Genomic DNA, 19,698 nt, shown 5'->3' with positions numbered 1-19,698 from the left:
TCACGTTTATCACCTCGGAAGTAAAAGCTGGGGCTGGGGTTGAGTCGGAGGGCAGGTTGGGTCGGGTGTCGGTTGGATGGACGATGAAGCACCGTCTATTGTTGTCGCTCGGGAAACGCGTTGGCCAACGTTTGATCCAATTCGGCGATCATTTTGCCATGTTCCGGATCGGCGGCGAGATTGGCGGTTTCCGACGGATCGTTGTCGTGGTCAAACAGTTCCCGCGCGATCACCTCGCCACTGTCGATCGCTGTCCAACGCGTGTAGCGCCAGCGATCGTTTCGCATCGAACAACCCCAAGCCTTCCAGTTGCTGGAATTGCCGTAAAAGGGTTGTTGATGTTGAGTGAAAGCGGCTTGTTTGACCGAAGCTTTGGGGTCTTCGAAGATCGGCGCCAAACTAGTCCCTTCCAACCGCCGCGGGAGGTCGTCGGAGATGCCGGCGAGCTGAGCGAGCGTGGGATAGAGGTCGATGAGTTCGGCCAGAGCCGGCGTCGATTTGCCTTGACTGGCCGGATGCCGTGGGTCGGCGACGATCAGCGGCACGCGGGCGTCGAGTTCAAAATTGGAGGTCTTTCCCCATAGCGTGCGTTCGCCGATGTGGAAGCCGTGGTCGGAGGTGAAGACGACGATCGTGTCGTCGGCTCGACCGCTTGCGTCCAATGCATCCAAGATCTCACCGACCTGTGCATCGATGAAACTGATCGACGCGTAATAACCGTGGCGCAGATGCCGAACCTCCGCCTCGCTGAGTGGACGATCCTTCGGCACGCCGCCGTAGCCGCGGATTTCGGAGGAGGGATGCATCGCGATCGCTGGCACGTCGGTTGGCGCCGCCGCGGGGTCGGGCATCGGAATCGTATCGGCGTCGTATAAATCCCAGTACCGCCGCGGAGCGACAAATGGCAGATGAGGCCGCCAGAATCCAACCGCTAGGAAAAACGGTTGGTCGCTGGTGGCGTGATCGCGAATCATCGCCGCCGCCAAGTTGGCGATCTGCCCGTCGCGATAGGCGGTATCGGGAACGTCGTGCGCTTCGGTCGCCGGAGCCTTAAATTGCCGCGGCTTGCCACCGCTGGGCGTGTTGTTGTAGATCGTGTCGGCCGCGTGGGTACCGCGAAACAGGACTTCATCGATCGACCACGAGCGGCGGTCTTGCGTCTCGCCCATGTTGTGAAACATCTTGCCGATGTTCTGACAGAAATATCCGTGGTTCTTGAAGTGTTGGGGGAGCGTGACCAGCGTGCTGCCACCGGCCGCGGTATTGCGGAAGTACTTGCGAAGATCGTCGACTTTGACCGTATCGGGACGCAGCCCCGTCAAAAACGAAGACCGCGACGGATTGCAGACCGCTTGTTGGCAATAAGCTCGCGTGAAGGTCAGCCCCCGTTTGGCAAGGCGTTCCAAATTCGGCGTCTTGGCAACGGGATCGCCATAGGGGCTGATGGCGCAGTTCAGATCGTCGGCGACGATGAACAAGACGTTGGGTGCGGCGCTAGCGACCGACGTCAGCAGGAGACAACTGGCGAAGAACAGGACGCAAGCAAGCATCCGCACTGCTGGACAACCAAATAAAGTTCGCGTTGCATTCGATGACATCGGTTGGAACTCCGCCAGGAATCGCCGCCGAAACCCGGCAACGCTGCGCCGATTCTACCCGAAATCTATAGACTTGCAAGCAAATGCCTCGGCGGAACCACAGTGCGATCAGCGTTTATGTTTCAGCCTACCCGCTCATCGAAACACTGGTTGTGACCGGCGGCGGTACCGAATTCAATCGTCCAGTCCCGGCAGGCTCAACCGCGCCTTCTCCAGCAGCCGACTGAGTTCCTTCAGTTCGGTGCGGTTCAGGTGTCCGATCAACCGCTTGTGAAGACTGAGCAATGGTTCGTCAATCTGTTTCAGCAGCGCCAGCGCACTGTTGGTGATCTCGATGTAAATCACGCGGCGATCTTCCAGGCAGCGTTTTCGCGTGACCAACCCCTGCTTTTCCAAGCGGTCGATCAGCCCGGTGATCGCCGGTACGACTTGGATCATCCGCTCGGCGATCTCCAACGAAGGCAACGGATTCCCTTCGCCTCGCAAGATCCGCAACACGTTGTACTGCGACGAGGTCAGACCATATTCGCGGAACAGCCGTCCAAACCGATTCTGAAATTGGTCGTTGGTCCGCAACAGGTTCAAGATCGCTTCCTGTTCGGGCGATTCGAAGGGGCGTTTCTTCTTGAGTTCTTTTTGCAACTGGCTGCTGGACATCGGTGAACACCCACTAGGAATTAAACTATGCATCAATAGTTTGCGTGGAAGCGGACCAACGGTCAACCTCGTTTGGCTGGGATTCCACCCATAAGTTGAGGTTTCCGCGGACCTGTCGCCCAAACACCGCAATCGTCATTGCTTCACCATCCGCGGTGAAGGGATTCCCATCGCCAGTTCTTTACGGTTCGCGAGGGCTTACTTTAACAAGAAGTCGCGCATCTCTTGAACCTCGTGGATGTCGATCCCCGGCGGTTGGTTCTGGATCAACCACTGAAGATCTTCCAACGCCGCATGATCGCGATCGGTCTGATGCCGCGCCGCCGCTCGCATCATCCGGTATTCGCCCTCTTCGGGACGCAGCGCGACCAAGGCGTCGATATACCGCAACACCGCTTCGGAATCCCGCAATCGCCCCGCCGAACCCATCAGGTTTCGCAGCACGCGGATCAGAATATCTTCGGTCGTCTGCGGGCGAAGATCGTGGTCCTGGAGCAACCGACCGGAAAACTGCAGCACGATCCGAGCCGCGTCGGCGCGCGACATTCGCTCGCCCCGTTCAAAGACATCGATCAACTGCCCCTCGCTTTCTCCATCGATATGCCGGACGACAAAGTGCCCCGGCAATCCGACCCCTTCGATCTCCAGCCCCAGCCGACGGCCGAGTTCGATGTAAAGGATCGCCATCGTGATCGGAAGCCCTTCGCGATCGTCGATCACACGATTCAGATGGCTGTTGGCGGGATGATAATATTCATCGCGGCCGCCGTGGAATCCGTTCTCTTCGAACAGATAGCGATCGAGTTGTTTCAGCCGCGCCGCCGGATCGGCGTCCTCAGCGATCCCCTCGCGGATCTCGCCAGCCATCTGATCGATCCGATCGAGATAGGCTTGGATATCGAGATCGGGATTGTCCAACGACGCGACCAACAGCGCCCCGCGCAACAGATCGTCTTCGTCCTCTTCGGTCAGCAGATCTCCCAACGCTCGCAACACCGGGACCCGGCGAACATCTTCGGCCAGCTTTTGCATCTGTTTTGCTTGACGCTGCAACTGAATCGCACGACGCGCCAGTTCCAACACGCTTGCGTCGCGGCTGTCCGCCAACATCTCGAGCTCGCTTTGCGAAACGGCATCGAGCTTCTGAGGATCGGATGCCGTCGCGGCAAACCATTCTTGAGCCGGCCCGGCCAGTTGATCGTCTTCCGAAATATCGCCGACGCGGAACTGCCGGAAGTCGGCCGAGGTCGATCGAAAGGTCGCCAAGCCGGTGCTGCCGCCAGTTAACTGCGTATCGTTTGATTCGATCGCCAGTTTGCCATTGACGTAACACTTGATTCCCTGGTCGTCGATGCGAACCTTCAATCGATTCCATTGGCCCGGAAGAAAATCGGGGGAGTCGACTTCGGCCAGCACCTGCCAAGAGAAGACTGAAGGGCCCAGGAAGCAGCTCAGCCGCAGCCGCCCATTGCTGGGATAAAACCCGTAGTGTCGGTCCTTCGCGTCGCGGTGGAAGATCAGTCCCGCCGCTCCGGTTTCATCGTGCAGACGAACGCTGACCGAGATCTCAAACGGTTTTGCAGGAACAGGGAGAGACGACACGCACAGCGAACGGCCTCCGATTCCGCCACCGCTGCCGCGAACCTGAATCATCCCACTGCTGCGCTGCCAGTCGGCTCCCGCTTGTGGCGTCCAGCGTTTTTCGTCCAGCCGTCCCAAGCGGGCCCAGCGATCGATCACGACGGGATTCGGACGCGCTCGCAGCTCGTGCAGCCGGGCGATCGGAATCGCAAAACCGATCCGTTCTTGGATCGCACTCTTCATATTAATGATCCCGTGGACCTGCCCCTTCGCATCGACAAGCGGTCCGCCGCTGTTGCCGAATTCGATCGGCATCGCCACCTGGATCATCTGGCGATCGTCGACATCGCGGATCGCCGAAACGATTCCTTGCACGACGCTGTACTCCAGCCCCAGCGGATTCCCGAGCGCCATCACCCTCGCTCCCTGAGCGATCGAATCGGCGGCGGCCAATTGCAGCGGGACAAGCTTCGTGTCCTGCGGCTGGACGCGGACCAACGCCAGATCGTGCGTGCTGTCGGACGCTTCGACCGCCAAGACCTTTAATGACTGACCGTCGGCCGTTTCGACGGAAAATCGACGTCCTTCGCTGATCACATGCAGATTCGTCGCGATCAGGCCCTCGGCGTCGACGATGAAGCCCGAGCCCAGCCCACGCTGTTGTCCATCGCGTCCCTTCACGCGGATCGTCACCAGCGAGGGGCGCAATTGGCGAACGATCGCCTCGGCCTGCGGGTCCGATTCCGGATCGGTAGCCGCTTCGCTGACCGCTGCATCGGAGGAGGGCTTTGCGGCGGCGGGAGCATCGGTAGGCGCGTCGACTTCTTGGGCGAAAGCCGCTCCGACTGAAACTCCGAGAAATGCCAGCAATGGGAAAAAAACGTATTTCATGTTCACTCGATGCTGCGACGTACGTGCGGGAAAGGCCAAAGGGAGACCGGCGGGGTAGCGTTCAATCGTAACCGATCGACCTACCCATGCGAATCAAAACCGACGGCCAATCGCTAGCATCGAGGAAAGGGATGGCTGCCCGAAGAGATGAGCTGGTGAAAAATCCCCAAAAAGCTGCGACTTTGGCACGCAAAGCCAAACCACCGCTCGATTCGTCCTTGACGGTTGTCGGCCGATACGTTATCAATTCCAGGTCGAGGAGGATAAGCGAATGGCTAGCAGGCTGATTCGAAATCAGTTGCCCCTCACGGGGTTGCGGGTTCGAGTCCCGTGTCCTCCGCCTTCATGAAAGCACCTCACGAAACCTTGGTTTTGTGGGGTGCTTTTTTTGTTGCCCCAGCCAAAGGGGGACAAAATCGTGCGTCTCAGATGCCTTGCTTGAACCACTGGGGTATTCGATTCGGCATGACTCCCCGCCTCAAGGATGCTTGTCATCGGTGGCGGCCCCCGCAGATTCCTGTGAGCAGATTCCGTTCTCCATTTCCATGCAGGATTCGTCTTTGCCGAGGTGGTCGTAGCGCCGGCCCCTTTCGCTGTCCGCATGAGCAAGCCAGTTCATTTTGATCCGCCAATGGAGATGCGCGGGTGCAGGCGATGCGGATGCAAGCTTGGAAACGGTGAAACAGGGCGTCGTGAAAATTAGGCTCTCAAGCCGCCATGAGAACCGCTCCGCCAGGGCGAGTCCATGATTGCGTTGCCGATGGGACGCTCGTCGCCAACGGATACGCGGTATTTTTCGAAGCCCCAATCGAAAATTCCCCAACGCATCACAGCAAGTCAGGGTGCCGTTAATTGGCGAAAGGATCGTACGAATAGCTTAGCTGACGCCGTACCGGCTGAGAAACATTTCAACGGTGCGCTCGACGATCTGGTTGCGTTTGCGACGCGACGGGGTGGGCTCGCCGTGGACGATCGTTGGCCAGAAAGCAAACGTGCGCAGCAAGCCGATGAATTGCATCGCTGCGAACTCGGGATCCGCCTCGAGAAGGCACCCCGATGCCTGGGCCTTTTTCATCCATGTTGTCACTCGCCGCATTAAATGCCGTGGGTCGACCTGTTGGCCTACGTCCGGCTCGCCCAACACGCGCGACAATCCGGCACGGGCAAACGCCTGCACCTCTTCGGACGTGCAAAAATCAATTTCGGAGTGTGCAAGCTCCGCCAACTGCTCCACGATATCACGCGATTCGTTGAACTCGCACGCGGGAAGCTGCTCGATGCGAAACTCCAACTCCTCAATGATCGCATCAAACAACGCCTCCTTACTGTCGAAATGGTTGTACAGCGTTCGCTTGCTGACCGACGCGGCCTCGGCGATGCCGTTCATGCTGGCGGCAAAATATCCGTACTTTTGAAACGCCTCCACCGCAGCCTGCACGATCGATGCGCGCTTGCGATCGGTCAGCCGCTCTCGCGGGCTCGATTCACATATTGCACTCGAGGGTTTACTTTTCTTCGCCATGAGCTAAGGCACACCTTTCAGTTTACTTTTCTGCGAGCCGCGACGAGAGCCATTCGGGCTGACGATAAATGCTACCTACAAAACCAGACTTCGGCGCCATTGTCTTGACAATTGGCTCCTTCTGCGGATTCGGCCTTTGCGGTTGCACGCAGAAGCAGGAGGAAAGCGTCCCACCGGAAAAGCCTGCCCTGCCGGTCACGATTACGACGTTACGAAAGTCCTCACCGACAAACACCCAATTCATAACAGGTTCGGTTGTGCCTTGGAAAGCCGAGCAGATTGGCTTCGAAGTCGCCGGACGTGTCGCGGAAGTTATCGAGCCCAACGAATCGGTAACTCCTCAAATCGGCGGTGTGATCGATGAGCTGCCCGCCGGTGCAACTCCGCTGGCCCGACTGGATGACGAGGCATTTAAGATTGCCGCCGAGTCGGCTCACGCCAGCGTCGAAGTCGCGAAACTCAACCGCGATGCCAACCTTGTGACGATCGAGCTGCAATTGCCCGCTCAGATTGAATCCGCACGGGCCGAGTCCGACCTCGCCGATCTCGAGTTGCAACGAGCGCTTGAGCTTTCGAGACAGAATGCGATTTCACGCTCGGAACTCGACGCCGCACAAACCAACGCCTCCACTGCGAAATCGCGTCTGGCCAGTGCTCAGGCCGATTTGGCTCAGGCGAAAGCCCGCCAGCTCGCACTCAATGCACAGGTTCTGCAGGCGAACCAACAGCTCTCCGAAGCTCAACGGAACCTTCGCAACACGGTTCTCTTCAGTCCGTTTCCCGGCCAGATTGCACAGATTCATGCCGTTCCTGGCACGTACGTCAAGGAAGGCGATCCGGTGGTGACCGTGCAGATGATGGATCCGATGGCCATCGAATTTGAGGTGACCGCCCGCGCCTCGCGCCGCTACCGTCGCGGCGACATGTTGTCGGTTCAAGTGACCGATGGCAATGGAACGTCGCGGCAACTGAGCGGCATGGTCTACCGGGTCGATACGGTGGCGGACCCCGCCGCGCGAACGTTTACGGTAACACTGCATGTGCGAAACGAGATCGACGAATCGGGGTTCGAATCGCTGCACACCGACGATCCGATCGCATGGACGGATCAGATCACCCCCTTGAACGTCGGCCCTATCATTACGGGCGACCAGCGTCTGCTGGTGGTTCGCGAAGCGGTTCACACGAGCGGTGGCGAGACATATGTCTGGAAGATCACCAATCGTCGATGGGGAAGTCCGTCGCCGCCAGGTGAGCGTCTGCTTTCGGTCACCAAAGTTCCCGTCCGCATCACCAGCGACGTGATCCCCTATCTCGGGCGGTGGAAGTTTGTTGCGATCGAGTTCACCGATCCGCAGGTGGAGATGGATGTCGAGCACGATTTGATTACCGGTGCGCTGCATCTCAAGCCCCAAGTTGCCGATTCGCCCAACGGATCCGCAAAGAAAAATCCAAGCCTGGAAACCTGGAACGGCTCCCAAGTCATGCTCGACGAACAGCGTTGGCTGCTGCGATCGGGAGATGTTGTGCAGATTTCGTTGACTTCGAACAAACCGACCGATGGCTATTACGTCCCGATGAAGGCTGTCCGCGAAGAACAGGGACTGACCTTTATCCATTTGATCGACGACTCCGAGAGCGAACCGATCGCGCGGCGCGTCATGGTCGACGTCGCCGACGGAGAGTCGGTCGTTGGGGAAAGAGTGTTCCTGCGGATCGCGTCGACTTCGCAAGAGAAATTGCATGAGGGAATGCAGGTCGTTATCGAAGGGACGCACTACTTGAACGACGGAGACCGAGTGATGGTTTCCCCGCTTGAAGGAGTGCAACCATGAGAAACCTTCCCGAATTCGCCGTGCGTCGGCCGACGATCACGATCACGCTGGTGTTGTTGCTGGTCGTCTGGGGCTGCGTCAGCTTCTTCACCATGCCGCGTCGCGAAGACCCCGAATTCACGATCAAGATCGCCGTCGTGACGACGCGTTGGCAAGGCGCTTCGGCCGAACAGATCGAAAAACTGGTGACCGATCCGCTGGAGGATGCGATCGACGGATTGGAAGAAGTCCGGTTGATTCGCTCGACATCCAGCAGCGAACAGTCGGTTATCTTCGTCGAACTCGAAGATAGCGTACCGGGTGCCAGGGTGGACGACGCCTGGGATCGCGTCCGCGCCCGGATTCGCAACGTGGCGATGCCTCACGAGAGCATCTCGCCCTATCTGTTCGACGAGTTTTCGGACACCAGCGTCTTGCTGTACGCGGTCCACCAGCGACCGCTCGACGGCGATTCGTTCATCGACCCGCAATACGCCTACTCGCCACGGCAGCTCGATCTGTTTTCTGAACGCATACGCGATTCGCTGCGGCTGCTGCCCGGTGTCTCGTTGGTCAGTCGCTTCGGAGTGCAGGAAGAAGCGATCTACATCGAGACGGACGAGGGGAATTGGTCGACGCTCGAATTGACAACCGATCAAATCGAAGGACTCGCCCAGTCGCAAAACATCGTGGCTCCCGGTGGAAAGATCGACGGCGAAGATGGACGCTTTTTTGTCAAACCCAGCGGTGACGCCAGCGCGGTGGAGGCGTTTGATTCGTTGGTCGTTGGTGTCGTGGAGACCGGAGACGAAGCTGGCAATGCCGCGGTAAACCAGGTCCAACTCCGAAGCATGGGGTTAAACGTTCGGCGCGGCTACACCGACCCGCCCCAGCAGATTTGCCGCTACGGAACGCCCGACCTTGAGACGCCCACGATCATCCTGGCGGTATCGATGAAGTCGGGCGCGAACATCATCGACATATGCGACCGTTCCAAGGAAAGCGTCGCCCAGCTGCAAAGCACTGGGGTGTTGCCGCCCGATCTGTCGGTGTCGATCATTTCCGATCAATCGGACAGTGTGAAGCAACGCATTCGCGAAGTCGGCGAGAACATCGCCCAGGCGATTCTTGTTGTTGTGGTCCTGGTCTATTTGGTTGTCGGATTTCGCACGGCGGCCGTCATGGCGGCCAACATCCCGTTTGTTGTCATTGCGTCGCTGGCGATCATCACCCTTTTTGATGTCCAGCTGGAACAGATGTCGTTGGCCTCGATGATCATCTCGCTTGGCTTGCTGGTCGACAATGCGGTTCAGGTATGCGACCAGAGTCGCACGAACCAAATCGCCGGCATGAATCCTCGCGATGCATCGGTCGCCGGAGCCAAAATGCTTGGACCGTCGATGCTGAGCGGAACCGCGACGACGGTTGCCGCCTTTATCCCGATGTTGATTGCGATGGATGGTGCCAACCGCGAGTTCATCTACAGCCTGCCGATCACGTTGTCCGTCATGCTGGCGGTCAGCTGGCTGCTGGCGATGACCTTCTGCGTGATTCTTGCCGCGTGGTTCATTCGTCCGCCGCGCGACCCGTCTCGCCCCTCCGCGCCGCTGCCGTGGCTGATGGATAAGCTTGGAACCGCGTGGCGTGGTCTTCGCAGAAAGCAAGCAGATGCGGCGCCTCTCCAAACGGGACCAGCTCGCGGCGGCTTCTATCAGATCTACGGCAGCGCCGTCGCTTGGGCGCTGCGTCACCGGTTTGTCACCATTTTCGCCTCCTTCGGCACGTTGGTGCTTGCGACGCAGTTGCCCGTTTCGAGCGAGTTTTTTCCGCTGACGCAGCGCGACCAATTTGCCGTTGAAATCTATTTACCCGAATCGGCTTCGATTGAACAAACCAATCGCGCTGCGCGCAAAGTGGAAGAGATGATCCGCGCGCTCAGCCCCTATGTCGATGCCGAAGGGAACTCGCATCAACGACTGCTCAACATGCGCACCATCGTCGGCGGAGGTGGATCGCGCTGGTACCTGACATGGGAACCCGAATCGCTGAAGCCCAACTACGCCGAAATCCTGATCCACACGACCAAGGGGGAGTTTACCCACGACTTTTCCGAACAATTGCGAGTTGTTGCGCGGCAGGGAGACGAAGAGTTAGGGCTTTCGCCGATCGCTGGCGCCCGAGTGGTTCCGATCGAGTTGGCGCTTGGCCCCCCCGCGGATCCCGTCGTTTTGCGGGTCGTGGGTAATGGGCTTGCCGACGCAAACGAACTGCGACGCATCGCCAACCGCGTCAAGTCGATCGTGGACGCCGAGCCGGACACGTGGGACGTCAACGATTCGTGGGGCGTCTCCGGCCAGCAGTTGTTCGTCGATGTCGATTCCGATCGAGCGAGCCTTTCGGGAATTCGCAACGCGGAGGTAGCGTCAACGCTCGACGCTTATTACTCCGGCAAACTGCTGACGATGTATCGCGAGGGAGACCGACAAATCCCGGTTTACTTTCGATTGAAGCCCGAGAGCCGCCAGTCGCTTGGCGCCGTCAACAGCTCTCACATCGAAAGCCGCGTCGGCAAGGTTTCACTGGCAGCGATTGCAAACGTCGAACCGCAATGGCGTTTGGAAACGATCGATCGACGCGACGGAAACCGAACGATCGAAGTCCGATCGCGGATCAACTACGGCGCGTCGGGCAACGACATCACCAATCGCGTCTTCCATTGCGAGGCGATGGAGCAGGTGAAGGCCGAATTGCCTCCCGGATTTCGCATCGAGATCGGCGGGGCTCTTGAAGAGTCGATGAAGGCTCAAGGGAAAATGTTCCGGTCGTTTGGCATGTCATTTATTGCAATCGTTCTGTTGTTGATTTTTCAATTCAACAGTCTCTCCCGCACTTCGATCATCATGGTGACCTTGCCGCTTGCCCTTGTCGGCGCTCTGTTTGGTCTTTGGGTAACCAACAATGCGTTTGGATTCATGCCGCAGCTTGGCGTGTTGGCGTTGTTCGGAATCGTATTGAATTCGGCGATCCTGTTCGTCGAATTTGCCGACATCGTCGTGGAGCAAACATCGACCGAGAAGGATCGGCCTCTGACACGCAGCGAATATCATGCTGCCATCGTCGACGCTGCCCGGCAACGACTGATGCCGATCTTCCTGACAACCGCGACCACCGTGGGCGGCCTCGTTCCTCTCGCCCTTGCCGGCGGCCCACTGTGGCAAGGCTTAGCCTGGTTGCTCATCTATGGTCTTACGTTTGCGACCGCCCTGACGCTATTTGTCATCCCCGTCCTCTATTCCTTTCAGTCCCCCTCGTCTCGACTTCGCGAGGCCAACAATCCCACTCCAACCCCATCGGTCTGACCGAAGACCGGCATCGAACAGCACTCCAGGAAGACAACCTAAATACGGAGCTTGAATCTTGAACACAAAGAACAGCTTTGGCCCCCAGGGCTGGACACCGGATCGACTCGGTTCCCTTGCGGGAAAAACCTACGTCATCACCGGTGCCAACGCAGGTGCGGGATTTGAGGCGACACGGGTGCTTCTGTCCAAAGGAGCAACCGTGGTGATGATGAACCGCAGCGCCGACAAATCAGCCGCTGCCATCGCGACTCTGAAACAGGAATTTGGCAGCAGTGCGGACGTGACCTTCGTGCGGATGGACCTCGCGGCGCTCGATTCCGTACGGGAAGCCGCGACCGAGTTGTTGGAGAAGGTTCCTCGAATCGACGCGCTCATCTGCAACGCCGCCATCGCACAGGTGGCCCGGCAGGAGATCACCGTCGACGGATTTGAAAGCCAGCTTGGCGTGAACCACTTCGGCCACTTCCTCCTGTCGGGATTGCTCTTCGATCGAATCGAAGCGTCGGCGGGGCGCATCGTCGTCGTCGGGAGCAACGCCTATAAAATGGGGCTCAAGAGAATTCAGTTCGAAGACCTCAACTTCGATACGAATTACACCGCCTGGAGCTCTTACGCCCAGAGCAAACTGGCGCAGATGATGTTCGCCTACGAATTGCAGCGCCGGGTGGAAGCTGCGGGAAAGAACGTTACCGTCCTGGTCTGCCATCCCGGCGCGTCGCGAACCAATTTGTTGAAGGATACCGCCAGCACCTTCAACAAAATTGTCTGGTCCATCCTCTCTCGCATCATCGCTCAATCCGCCGAGAAGGGCTCCTGGCCAGAAGTCATGTGCGCAACCGAAGAGAAGGTGGAGCCCTACAAGCTTTATGGCCCAACCAAACGATCGGAGATGGTCGGTCCGGTCGGCGAGTGCCCGTTACACGAGTGCGCCCTAAACCAAGAAGCGGCCGCCAAACTCTGGGCTCTCTCGGAACAGAAGACGTCGCGATACTGGTCGCCGTAGTTCCTTGTCCCGATCGCGCCAAAGGTCCCATCCGTCAAACGATTCAACCGCACGACGGACTTGCTTACCGTTTGACCGCCAACGAGATCGCGTTCAGCCAAGCGACCGTCGTTTTGTTTGTCGGTGCCCATCCGGCAGATGGCCACACCACGCTACCGAAGACCATTCATCGGCGGTGGCACTTCGGTTTCATCTCCTCAATCCATGACGAAGCGAAGCCGACTGGCCCCGTGGCAAATAAAACGCGACAACCGCTGGGAGCCCGGTGACCACCGACGACAACCAACCAAGGTCGGCGAGTCGTTAGCAGGTCAACCTTGACGCGCGCAACGGATTATCCCGTTATCCCTTACAGCAAACGCATCCGAGAGCCATCCGTTCTCCGTCTTGATAAAAGACCTCGCGAAACCTTGGTTTTGTGGGGTGCTTGCTTCGGCATTATCTGGCCCTGCCCCACCGCTATCGGTGCGTCGCCTCTCCGTATTGGAAAATTCGATTTAATCCAAGGAGACGACCAAAACTCTATCGTTAAAATCAGGCCCTGTACGGATCGTGACGCCGAATGAAGCCTGGTCAGTGATAGCACTCTTGCCGAACGCGTGCCCCCTCTCGCTCTCGTTGGTTGCTAGCCTATATATCGGTGGCTAACACCATCGGTAAAGAAGCAAAGTCCTACGAATGAGCTCGGCGAAAAGACTTTCATCCGCTTCGATTCCGAGGGCCCGCCGGCCACCTTCCCAGTCAAGCTTAGAACTTCACAGAATTACCTCCAACCGCCCAGGGACGCCCCATTACTGAGCTACGCCCACACGAAGCAGCCGCCCCGGCGCTCCTTCGCGGCGGGCAGACACACCGAAGTATTCCAGGATTACACTGTGAGCACGGAGAAAACTTCAGCCAAGCACGATCGCAGATGCTTTGCATCGAAACGAATATAACATGGATTTTGGCAACATGCCTGAGCGATTAGAGAAAGCGATTATCGCAATTGTGGGTGTCGGTATTTGTACACTGCCGGCAATTGTTGTGTGGGACTATGGCGGGGTATTGCCATGGACGAAGTTTTGGGCGTCGAATGTGTTGTTCGCTCTTGGCCTTGGCACACTACCGTTGCTTTTCTGGCACCGTGAGCGGGTGACTCTCTTTTTTATCTCGATCCCTCTACTCAGCCTATTTATCTGGGGCTTGACCTATGCGCAGACAATTCCGATCTCCAGTCATTGGATCTCATGGCTGTCGAGCGGATCGAAAGATGCCTATCAAAATTGGATTCCGACGGCCCTTTGGAATGAATATCAATCGCCATCCAACAACTTGCGTACGACCACCTCGCCGTCTCATTTTCCAATAAGCATCTGCCCATGGCTCACCAAACAGGCGATGTCACTCCCAGCACTATTTGGTCTGACAACGTTGCTCGCTAGCCTTGTCTACCAAACGCGACATTCCGTGTTGATGCTGCTAATACTCACGGCCATGTCTGGGGGCGCTGTCTCGTGCATGGGAATCTTCGACGCAGTCCGCAAGTCGCAGTCCACAGAGATGTCGACTGTCGTTACACCCAGCGTGCAAAATGCAGCACCGTTTGGCCCTTTTGTGAACAAAAACAATGCGGCATGTTATCTGAACCTAAGTCTTGCATGCACTTTGGGCCTCCTCGCATTTGTTGCCTTCGAGCGGTCGCATCCACAATCGTCCTATTCAAGGTACACGAACGATTCCGTTCATTGGCGAGAGCGGTTACGGACGTCGTTGGAATCATATGTCCTTCTCTTCGATGCCAAGACGGTCTTTTTGACGCTTTTAACCGGCCTGCAACTGGCTGGCGTCCTTGTTTGTTCATCGCGGGGCGGCATGCTAGCGACCGTCGCTGGGATGTTGTACTGCACCGTTAGTATCCGCCGTACCAAATATGCGAAAGAAGCGGGGGTGGTCATTCTGATCGTTGTGATCGCGACCGCCTTCGGACTCGAAAGTCTAAATCTCCGCACCAAGGCACAAGATCGCGCCGCATCCATCTGGAAATCTTTCGAACAAGCTGATGATGGACGGCTTCAACATTGGCCCGATGGCCTGCGTGCAGCATGGGCACATTTTCCTGCTGGTGCTGGACTAGGGACCTATCGATATGCCTATTTACCGACACAACAAAATGAATCTGCGGCATCGTTTGTGAACGCGGATGCTATGCCAGTGGAATGGCTGGTCGAAGGAGGCATTTGGTTGATTCCTTTGGTTTTAATCGGGCTCGTTGCCGTTCATCGACAGCTCGCACAACTCACCGTCAAACGATCGCCATTACAAAAATCGGTTGCTGTGACCGGATGGTATATGCTTGGCGCACTCCTGGTTTCTCAGATGTTTGATTTCGGTATTTTGATACCGGCAAACTATCTGACTGTCGCAGTTTTGATTGGAGCGATGTTTGCAATGAGCGCGGATCGTTGCAAACCCCAGCAAAGTTGCTCAGGGCGGTCATCTTGGGAACGCAACCCACAAGGTAAGCCTACCAATCGTGCCAGTTCGATAAGTGCACCGTCGTCCGCACTATGGAGTGTCATCCACGGAGCAGTTCACCGCTTAAGTTTAGTTAGCTTGGTGCTCGTCTACCTCGCGTTAGCTTTCGTCACGATCGTATGGTCGCGGCAGGCCGCCGTTTCAGACTTCGCCATCCGCTCGCAAAGCATCCAATCTACTCAATCATCACAGGATCATGAATCAAATCGTGTCGATTTACCAATGTCTTGCGATCCTTTCCTACAAGTTGCCTTTGCACGTTCAATATTGCGCGAACAAAGCAGACTGCCAGTAGTTCTAGCACGAGATACGTCGCCATCGGAAAATCTCGAATATCTTGGATCGCTCGCAAGCATCGAAATGCGGCGGGCGGAATATTATCATTCCCAATCGGCAAACTCTCGAGCGCTGCCCCCTGACACGGTATTGCTGTCGGGCCAAAATTTACAAGAGATCATGCGGTCGCGGCAGCTAGCCCTTGCCGCACTTGTGAATTGCCCATTGGACTTTAATGCTCGTTTAATTTTGTTGCTAACCAGTTTCGTTGGTAAAAAAGATGTGCCAACAACCATGCAGCTATTGAACCGATCAGCTCAGTTAAGTCCGAATACGGCAGATCGAGTGTTAGCGCTAGCGTGTCTCGGATACGCGTTCCCAGGCTTCGATGCATCCTCGGCATTAATTGCTCGCAGCCTACGTTTACAACCTAGATTATTCGACAAATTGTGGCCCTTAATACTGATGGTTGGAGATCACCAGCGAATGTCGCAAGCGTTTCCGGACGAACCTGCCGTCATGCTGATGGCGATCGAAAGCAAGCAACTCCCACCTCCTCTATCCGCTTTGCTGGCAGAACGGATCACCCTCCTTCTCAACTCTGACGATTGTGCACTCACGGATGCCGAGATCGCTTTCCTAAAAGGAAACCTGGCGTTTCAGCAAGGTGATCTCACAACTGCAAATACAGAACTCCGCACTGCCGTGCGTCTGGCCCCGTCTCAGATTTCCTATCGTATTTCCTACGTAGAGACGCTCGAGTCACAGGGAAAACTCGACATCGCCATCCAACAGATTCTCCGCTGTCTCGTCCAATCGCCCGAAAACGAATCGCTGGCACGAAAACACCGTCAGTTAGTCCGCGATTGGATGGATGGAAATGCCAAAGCGGATTAGGTTTCCAAGTCTGTGAATACATCGTCAGGAATCAGCCTCTCCCGCCCCCCCCCGTCTGGACAATGCTAGACTAGTACAGACGCGTTTATGGAGGCTCCCCCCCCCTACTGAGCTGCTTAGCGGAGTGCGAACTGTTTGCTAAACGCACGTCGCTGAGACGATGGATTTCATTTCGCCCTCCGTAGAAATGCGGATGGCTTCTTACATTCCGGCGATCGCTATTCGGAACAAGTTGCGTTTTGGACCATAAGTCAAACGAGGCCCGGCAAAGTTAGTTGCAGATGCGCATCCACGGCAAAACGCTGGATATCCAGGGCTTCTTAAGTACTCGTCCTGCGAATAGCGCTCGCAAATAACAGCAGCCGGGACCCCGCGCACGGAGGAACAGTTACTCCACAAGCACCCGCTAAGGCGGTGCGGAACACCGCAATGCAAGAACTGCAGGCTCGGTGCTTTCCAGGCAAAGGAATCCCAGGCGTTGACGTTCCGGATCGGACGAATACCGTATGACTACCGCACCCCTCCCTTTGGATTCGCCTGTTGTCTAAGACCCGACGAGCGATGCGGGTGAGGTGATTTTTGGAATCGGGACAATGCACTGCATACAGAACTGAAGGTGTCATCCAACCGTGGTGTCACCCAAAGGAACGAAGTCCATTTTCGGCAATGTAACTTCACATGTTATCGGTGTTTTCTTTCGCACCGTTGTTTCGCAATGTTGCGATTCGCTCGACTCGTTAACACTTTGATAGTCGAATGATGATCACTCAAATTTTGCCCTACCTGCCGCTGATTGTTTCCGCCATCGTTGCCTTGTGCTGCGTTCCGCTGACGATGCGGATGGCGTCAGGATTTGGGCTCGTCGACCGACCCGATGCGCGGAAGATTCATACCATTCCCACTCCACGTTTGGGAGGAATCGCAATCTTTGCTGGCATGGTGTTGGGTGTGTTCTCGTTAATTCTGGCGCGGCAGTTGATCGGAGATCCTGTATCGCGTGACACGTTAACGCATATCATGGCGATAATCACTGCCAGCAGCTTTGTCTTTTCCGTTGGCTTGGTCGACGACCTTCGCACTGTATCTTCACGCTTCAAATTGGCTGCTTTGGTTGCAGCGGGTGCTATGGTGTGTGGATCGGGAATTGTGTTGTCTGATTTGACTTTTGGTGGTCATGCCTTCATGCAGTTTCCATGGATGAGTTGGGGACTGACTATCTTGTGGATGATTACAGTCTCCGTCGCCATTAATTTCATCGATGGATTGGATGGTCTAGCGGGCGGGCTGACCCTGCTGTCGGCGGCGGTGTTGAGCGCGGTGGCGATTCAGAGAGGCAGCGCCGATGTTGCCATCATCCCACTGGCTTTGGTGGGTGGTTTAGCGGGTTTTTTGGTATTTAACTGGCATCCCGCCAAGACGTTTATGGGCGATTGTGGAAGCATGACCATCGGTTTTGTCTTGGCGTCGTCGATGGTGTTGGCGAATCCATCCGTTGGTTCGATGCGAGGTTTGGTGTTGCCCGCAGTGGCTCTCAGTATTCCATTGGTCGATACCGCGTTGACGGTATTCAGGCGACGGTACCTGCAACGGCGATCGATGTTTGCAGCGGAACGTGGGCACATCCACCACCATCTGCTCGATCGTGGACTGAGGCACGTGCATGCTGTCTTGGTGATCTATCTTGTCTCGGCTGTGGCGGTTCTGATTGGTTTCGTATCGTTAGCGTTCGAAGGCTTGGGGACGCTTGGCGGACTCAGCCTGCTAGCGCCACTGATCTGGGGAATCTTCCGCTTGGCTGGTTCGATGCGGACAAATGAAATGGTGGCGGCATTGCGTCTTAAACGCGATAACGATCGGGTCACAAAACGCTACCGAGCGACGTTCGAAGACCTGCAGCTCGAGTTCAATCATGTGGGTAACTTTAGCCAATGGTGGGACGGCATTTGTAATGCCGCTCAAAAACTCGATTTTGTCAGCCTTCGCTTAGACCTGCCGGGCAAAGAGGATGGGCGACGTGGGCAGCGGATGGAATGGGAGACCGATTCGAGCGATTTAAAACTTTGCGAAACGATTCAGGCATCGATACCGGTGACGATTTCGCAGGGTTTTGGCGAAACCGCCACGCTTAGTGTTCATATTGCTGCGGTACAAACGCTGGAATCGGCCAGCGAACGATTGGGGCTGTTTACACGTTTGGTGACCGAATTCAGCTTGCTGCGAATCCGCGAAAAAGAACATCAAAGCCGCAGGCGTCGATCCCCGCAAGATGGTTCGCGGACACCCGATTCTCTCGAGCAATCCCTGCAATTTCGCAGCAGTGGTAAAAGCCAGTTCGCACATCTTCGCGTCGCGCTGGTGCACGATTTCTTTTACACCTACTGCGGTGCGGAACGTGTCTTTGAGCAATTGTTAGACGTTTTTCCGCATGCCGATGTGCATGCTTTATTCGATTTCTTACCCGATGACCAGCGTGGATTTTTAGGCGGAAGGACGGTCACAACCAGCTTTTTGCAGCACATGCCATTTGCGCAGAAAAAACACCGTGCCTATCTCCCACTGATGCCGTTGGCAATCGAGCAGATCGACGTTTCCGACTATGATCTTGTTGTCTCAAGTTCTTATGTTGCTGCCAAAGGGGTGATTACCGGGCCGGATCAATTGCACGTTTGTTATTGCCATAGTCCAGTCCGTTTTGCATGGGATCTGCATCATCAATACCTCGATCAGGCTGGGCTGGGCTTCGGCCCTAAGGGGCTGCTGTCGCGGACGATATTGCACTATATCCGGAGTTGGGATGTGCGGTCATCCTTGGGGGTCGATCACTTTATCGCAAACAGCCGGTTTGTGGGGCGGCGGATCAAAAAGTTCTATCGCCGCAACTCGACCGTCGTCCATCCCCCGGTGGACACCGATCAGTTTGAACTCAACGAATCGCCACGCGACGATTTCTATCTGATCGCCGGTCGGATGGTTGGATATAAAAAGACCGAACTAATGGTCCGCGCGTTTGCGAAGATGCCCGATCGAAAGTTGATCGTGATCGGGGAGGGCCCCGACTTCCAGCAAGTCCAAAACGTTGCGACCGAAAACGTCACGCTGCTCGGCTTCCAACCGAGCGACGTTCTGGTCGACCACATGCGGCATGCCAAGGCGTTGTTGTTTGCGGCGGAAGAAGATTTTGGCATCGTCCCGGTCGAGGCGCTTGCCTGTGGCACGCCGGTGATCGCCTACGGCAAGGGAGGGGTAACCGAGTCGGTGATCGATGGTGAACATGGGGTTCTCTACGATGAACAGACCGAGGAATCGATCGTCGATGCTATCGAGCGATTTGAGGCCCAGGCAGAATTTGGCAAGTTCGACCCACGGATGCTCCGCCAGCGCGCGGAGTGCTTCTCCAACAGTTCCTTCGCCAAACAGATTACCGACGCGGTCCTCCGCTGGACTGGCAAGCAAGACAAGAAGCCGAGCGAAGTCTCGGGCCCCCGCGAGCCTGAATTGGTAAACAATTAGTTGCGTCCACCGCTGCCAATGCGAATAGCGGTCGATCGCATGATTCAAGTTGTCTCCACCCGCTCAGCTG

Annotated in this window: 9 protein-coding genes and 1 tRNA gene; 6 read left to right on the top strand and 4 right to left on the bottom strand. The window is 56.5% G+C overall.

The annotated features are described in order from the left end of the window. Positions 1–95: 95 nt before the first annotated feature. From Poly24_RS00335 to Poly24_RS00325, 3 genes are all read right to left on the bottom strand, one after another. Positions 96–1,598 carry a sulfatase gene (locus Poly24_RS00335; RefSeq protein ID WP_145088860.1) on the bottom strand — a complete coding sequence of 501 codons (1,503 nt, stop codon included), beginning with the start codon at positions 1,596–1,598 and terminating at the stop codon, positions 96–98. 174 nt (positions 1,599–1,772) lie between these two features. Next, on the bottom strand, positions 1,773–2,255 hold the full coding sequence (locus tag Poly24_RS00330; RefSeq protein ID WP_145088857.1) for a MarR family winged helix-turn-helix transcriptional regulator: 483 nt from the start codon (positions 2,253–2,255) through the stop codon (positions 1,773–1,775). A 198-nt stretch (positions 2,256–2,453) separates the two neighbouring features. Further along, positions 2,454–4,727 carry a transglutaminase family protein gene (locus Poly24_RS00325; protein ID WP_145088852.1) on the bottom strand — a complete coding sequence of 758 codons (2,274 nt, stop codon included), beginning with the start codon at positions 4,725–4,727 and terminating at the stop codon, positions 2,454–2,456. 258 nt (positions 4,728–4,985) lie between these two features. Here Poly24_RS00325 and Poly24_RS00320 point away from each other — a divergent pair. Beyond that, positions 4,986–5,067: transfer RNA gene (locus tag Poly24_RS00320), tRNA-Ser, on the top strand. Positions 5,068–5,604: 537 nt separating this feature from the next. On the opposite strand, the gene Poly24_RS00315 is transcribed toward Poly24_RS00320, so the two are convergent. Further along, the gene (locus tag Poly24_RS00315) at positions 5,605–6,249 is read right to left on the bottom strand and encodes a TetR/AcrR family transcriptional regulator (RefSeq protein WP_145088850.1); all 645 of its coding nucleotides are present in this window, start codon (positions 6,247–6,249) and stop codon (positions 5,605–5,607) included. Positions 6,250–6,506: 257 nt separating this feature from the next. Between Poly24_RS00315 and Poly24_RS00310 the strand changes: the two genes are divergently transcribed. The 5 genes from Poly24_RS00310 to Poly24_RS00290 all read left to right on the top strand — a co-directional run bounded on the left by Poly24_RS00310 (position 6,507) and on the right by Poly24_RS00290 (position 19,628). After that, on the top strand, positions 6,507–8,084 hold the full coding sequence (locus tag Poly24_RS00310) for an HlyD family secretion protein (RefSeq protein ID WP_231753384.1): 1,578 nt from the start codon (positions 6,507–6,509) through the stop codon (positions 8,082–8,084). Then, the gene (locus Poly24_RS00305; RefSeq protein ID WP_145088845.1) at positions 8,081–11,422 is read left to right on the top strand and encodes an efflux RND transporter permease subunit; all 3,342 of its coding nucleotides are present in this window, start codon (positions 8,081–8,083) and stop codon (positions 11,420–11,422) included. Before Poly24_RS00310 ends, Poly24_RS00305 begins: the two co-directional genes overlap by 4 nt. A 55-nt stretch (positions 11,423–11,477) precedes the next feature. Continuing rightward, positions 11,478–12,428: an SDR family oxidoreductase gene (locus Poly24_RS00300; RefSeq protein ID WP_391556929.1), complete on the top strand. Its 951-nt coding sequence runs from the start codon at positions 11,478–11,480 to the stop codon at positions 12,426–12,428. A 939-nt stretch (positions 12,429–13,367) separates the two neighbouring features. After that, complete coding sequence (locus Poly24_RS00295; protein ID WP_145088839.1) at positions 13,368–16,118, top strand: O-antigen ligase family protein; 2,751 nt, start codon at positions 13,368–13,370, stop codon at positions 16,116–16,118. A gap of 756 nt (positions 16,119–16,874) precedes the next feature. Then, positions 16,875–19,628 carry a glycosyltransferase gene (locus tag Poly24_RS00290; RefSeq protein WP_231753383.1) on the top strand — a complete coding sequence of 918 codons (2,754 nt, stop codon included), beginning with the start codon at positions 16,875–16,877 and terminating at the stop codon, positions 19,626–19,628. Positions 19,629–19,698 lie beyond the last annotated feature (70 nt).

This window comes from Rosistilla carotiformis (genome assembly GCF_007753095.1).
Classification (GTDB): domain Bacteria; phylum Planctomycetota; class Planctomycetia; order Pirellulales; family Pirellulaceae; genus Rosistilla; species Rosistilla carotiformis.
This window is presented reverse-complemented; position numbering and strand designations above follow the sequence as displayed.

Excerpts from the sequence above, each read along its gene's own strand:
- Poly24_RS00330 (WP_145088857.1), bottom strand. The coding sequence starts at position 2,255 with ATGTCCAGCAGCCAGTTGCAAAAAGAACTCAAGAAGAAACGCCCCTTC.
- Poly24_RS00335 (WP_145088860.1), bottom strand. The coding sequence starts at position 1,598 with ATGTCATCGAATGCAACGCGAACTTTATTTGGTTGTCCAGCAGTGCGG.
- Poly24_RS00315 (WP_145088850.1), bottom strand. The coding sequence starts at position 6,249 with ATGGCGAAGAAAAGTAAACCCTCGAGTGCAATATGTGAATCGAGCCCG.
- Poly24_RS00325 (WP_145088852.1), bottom strand. The coding sequence starts at position 4,727 with ATGAAATACGTTTTTTTCCCATTGCTGGCATTTCTCGGAGTTTCAGTC.
- Poly24_RS00295 (WP_145088839.1), top strand. The coding sequence starts at position 13,368 with ATGGATTTTGGCAACATGCCTGAGCGATTAGAGAAAGCGATTATCGCA.
- Poly24_RS00305 (WP_145088845.1), top strand. The coding sequence starts at position 8,081 with ATGAGAAACCTTCCCGAATTCGCCGTGCGTCGGCCGACGATCACGATC.
- Poly24_RS00290 (WP_231753383.1), top strand. The coding sequence starts at position 16,875 with ATGATGATCACTCAAATTTTGCCCTACCTGCCGCTGATTGTTTCCGCC.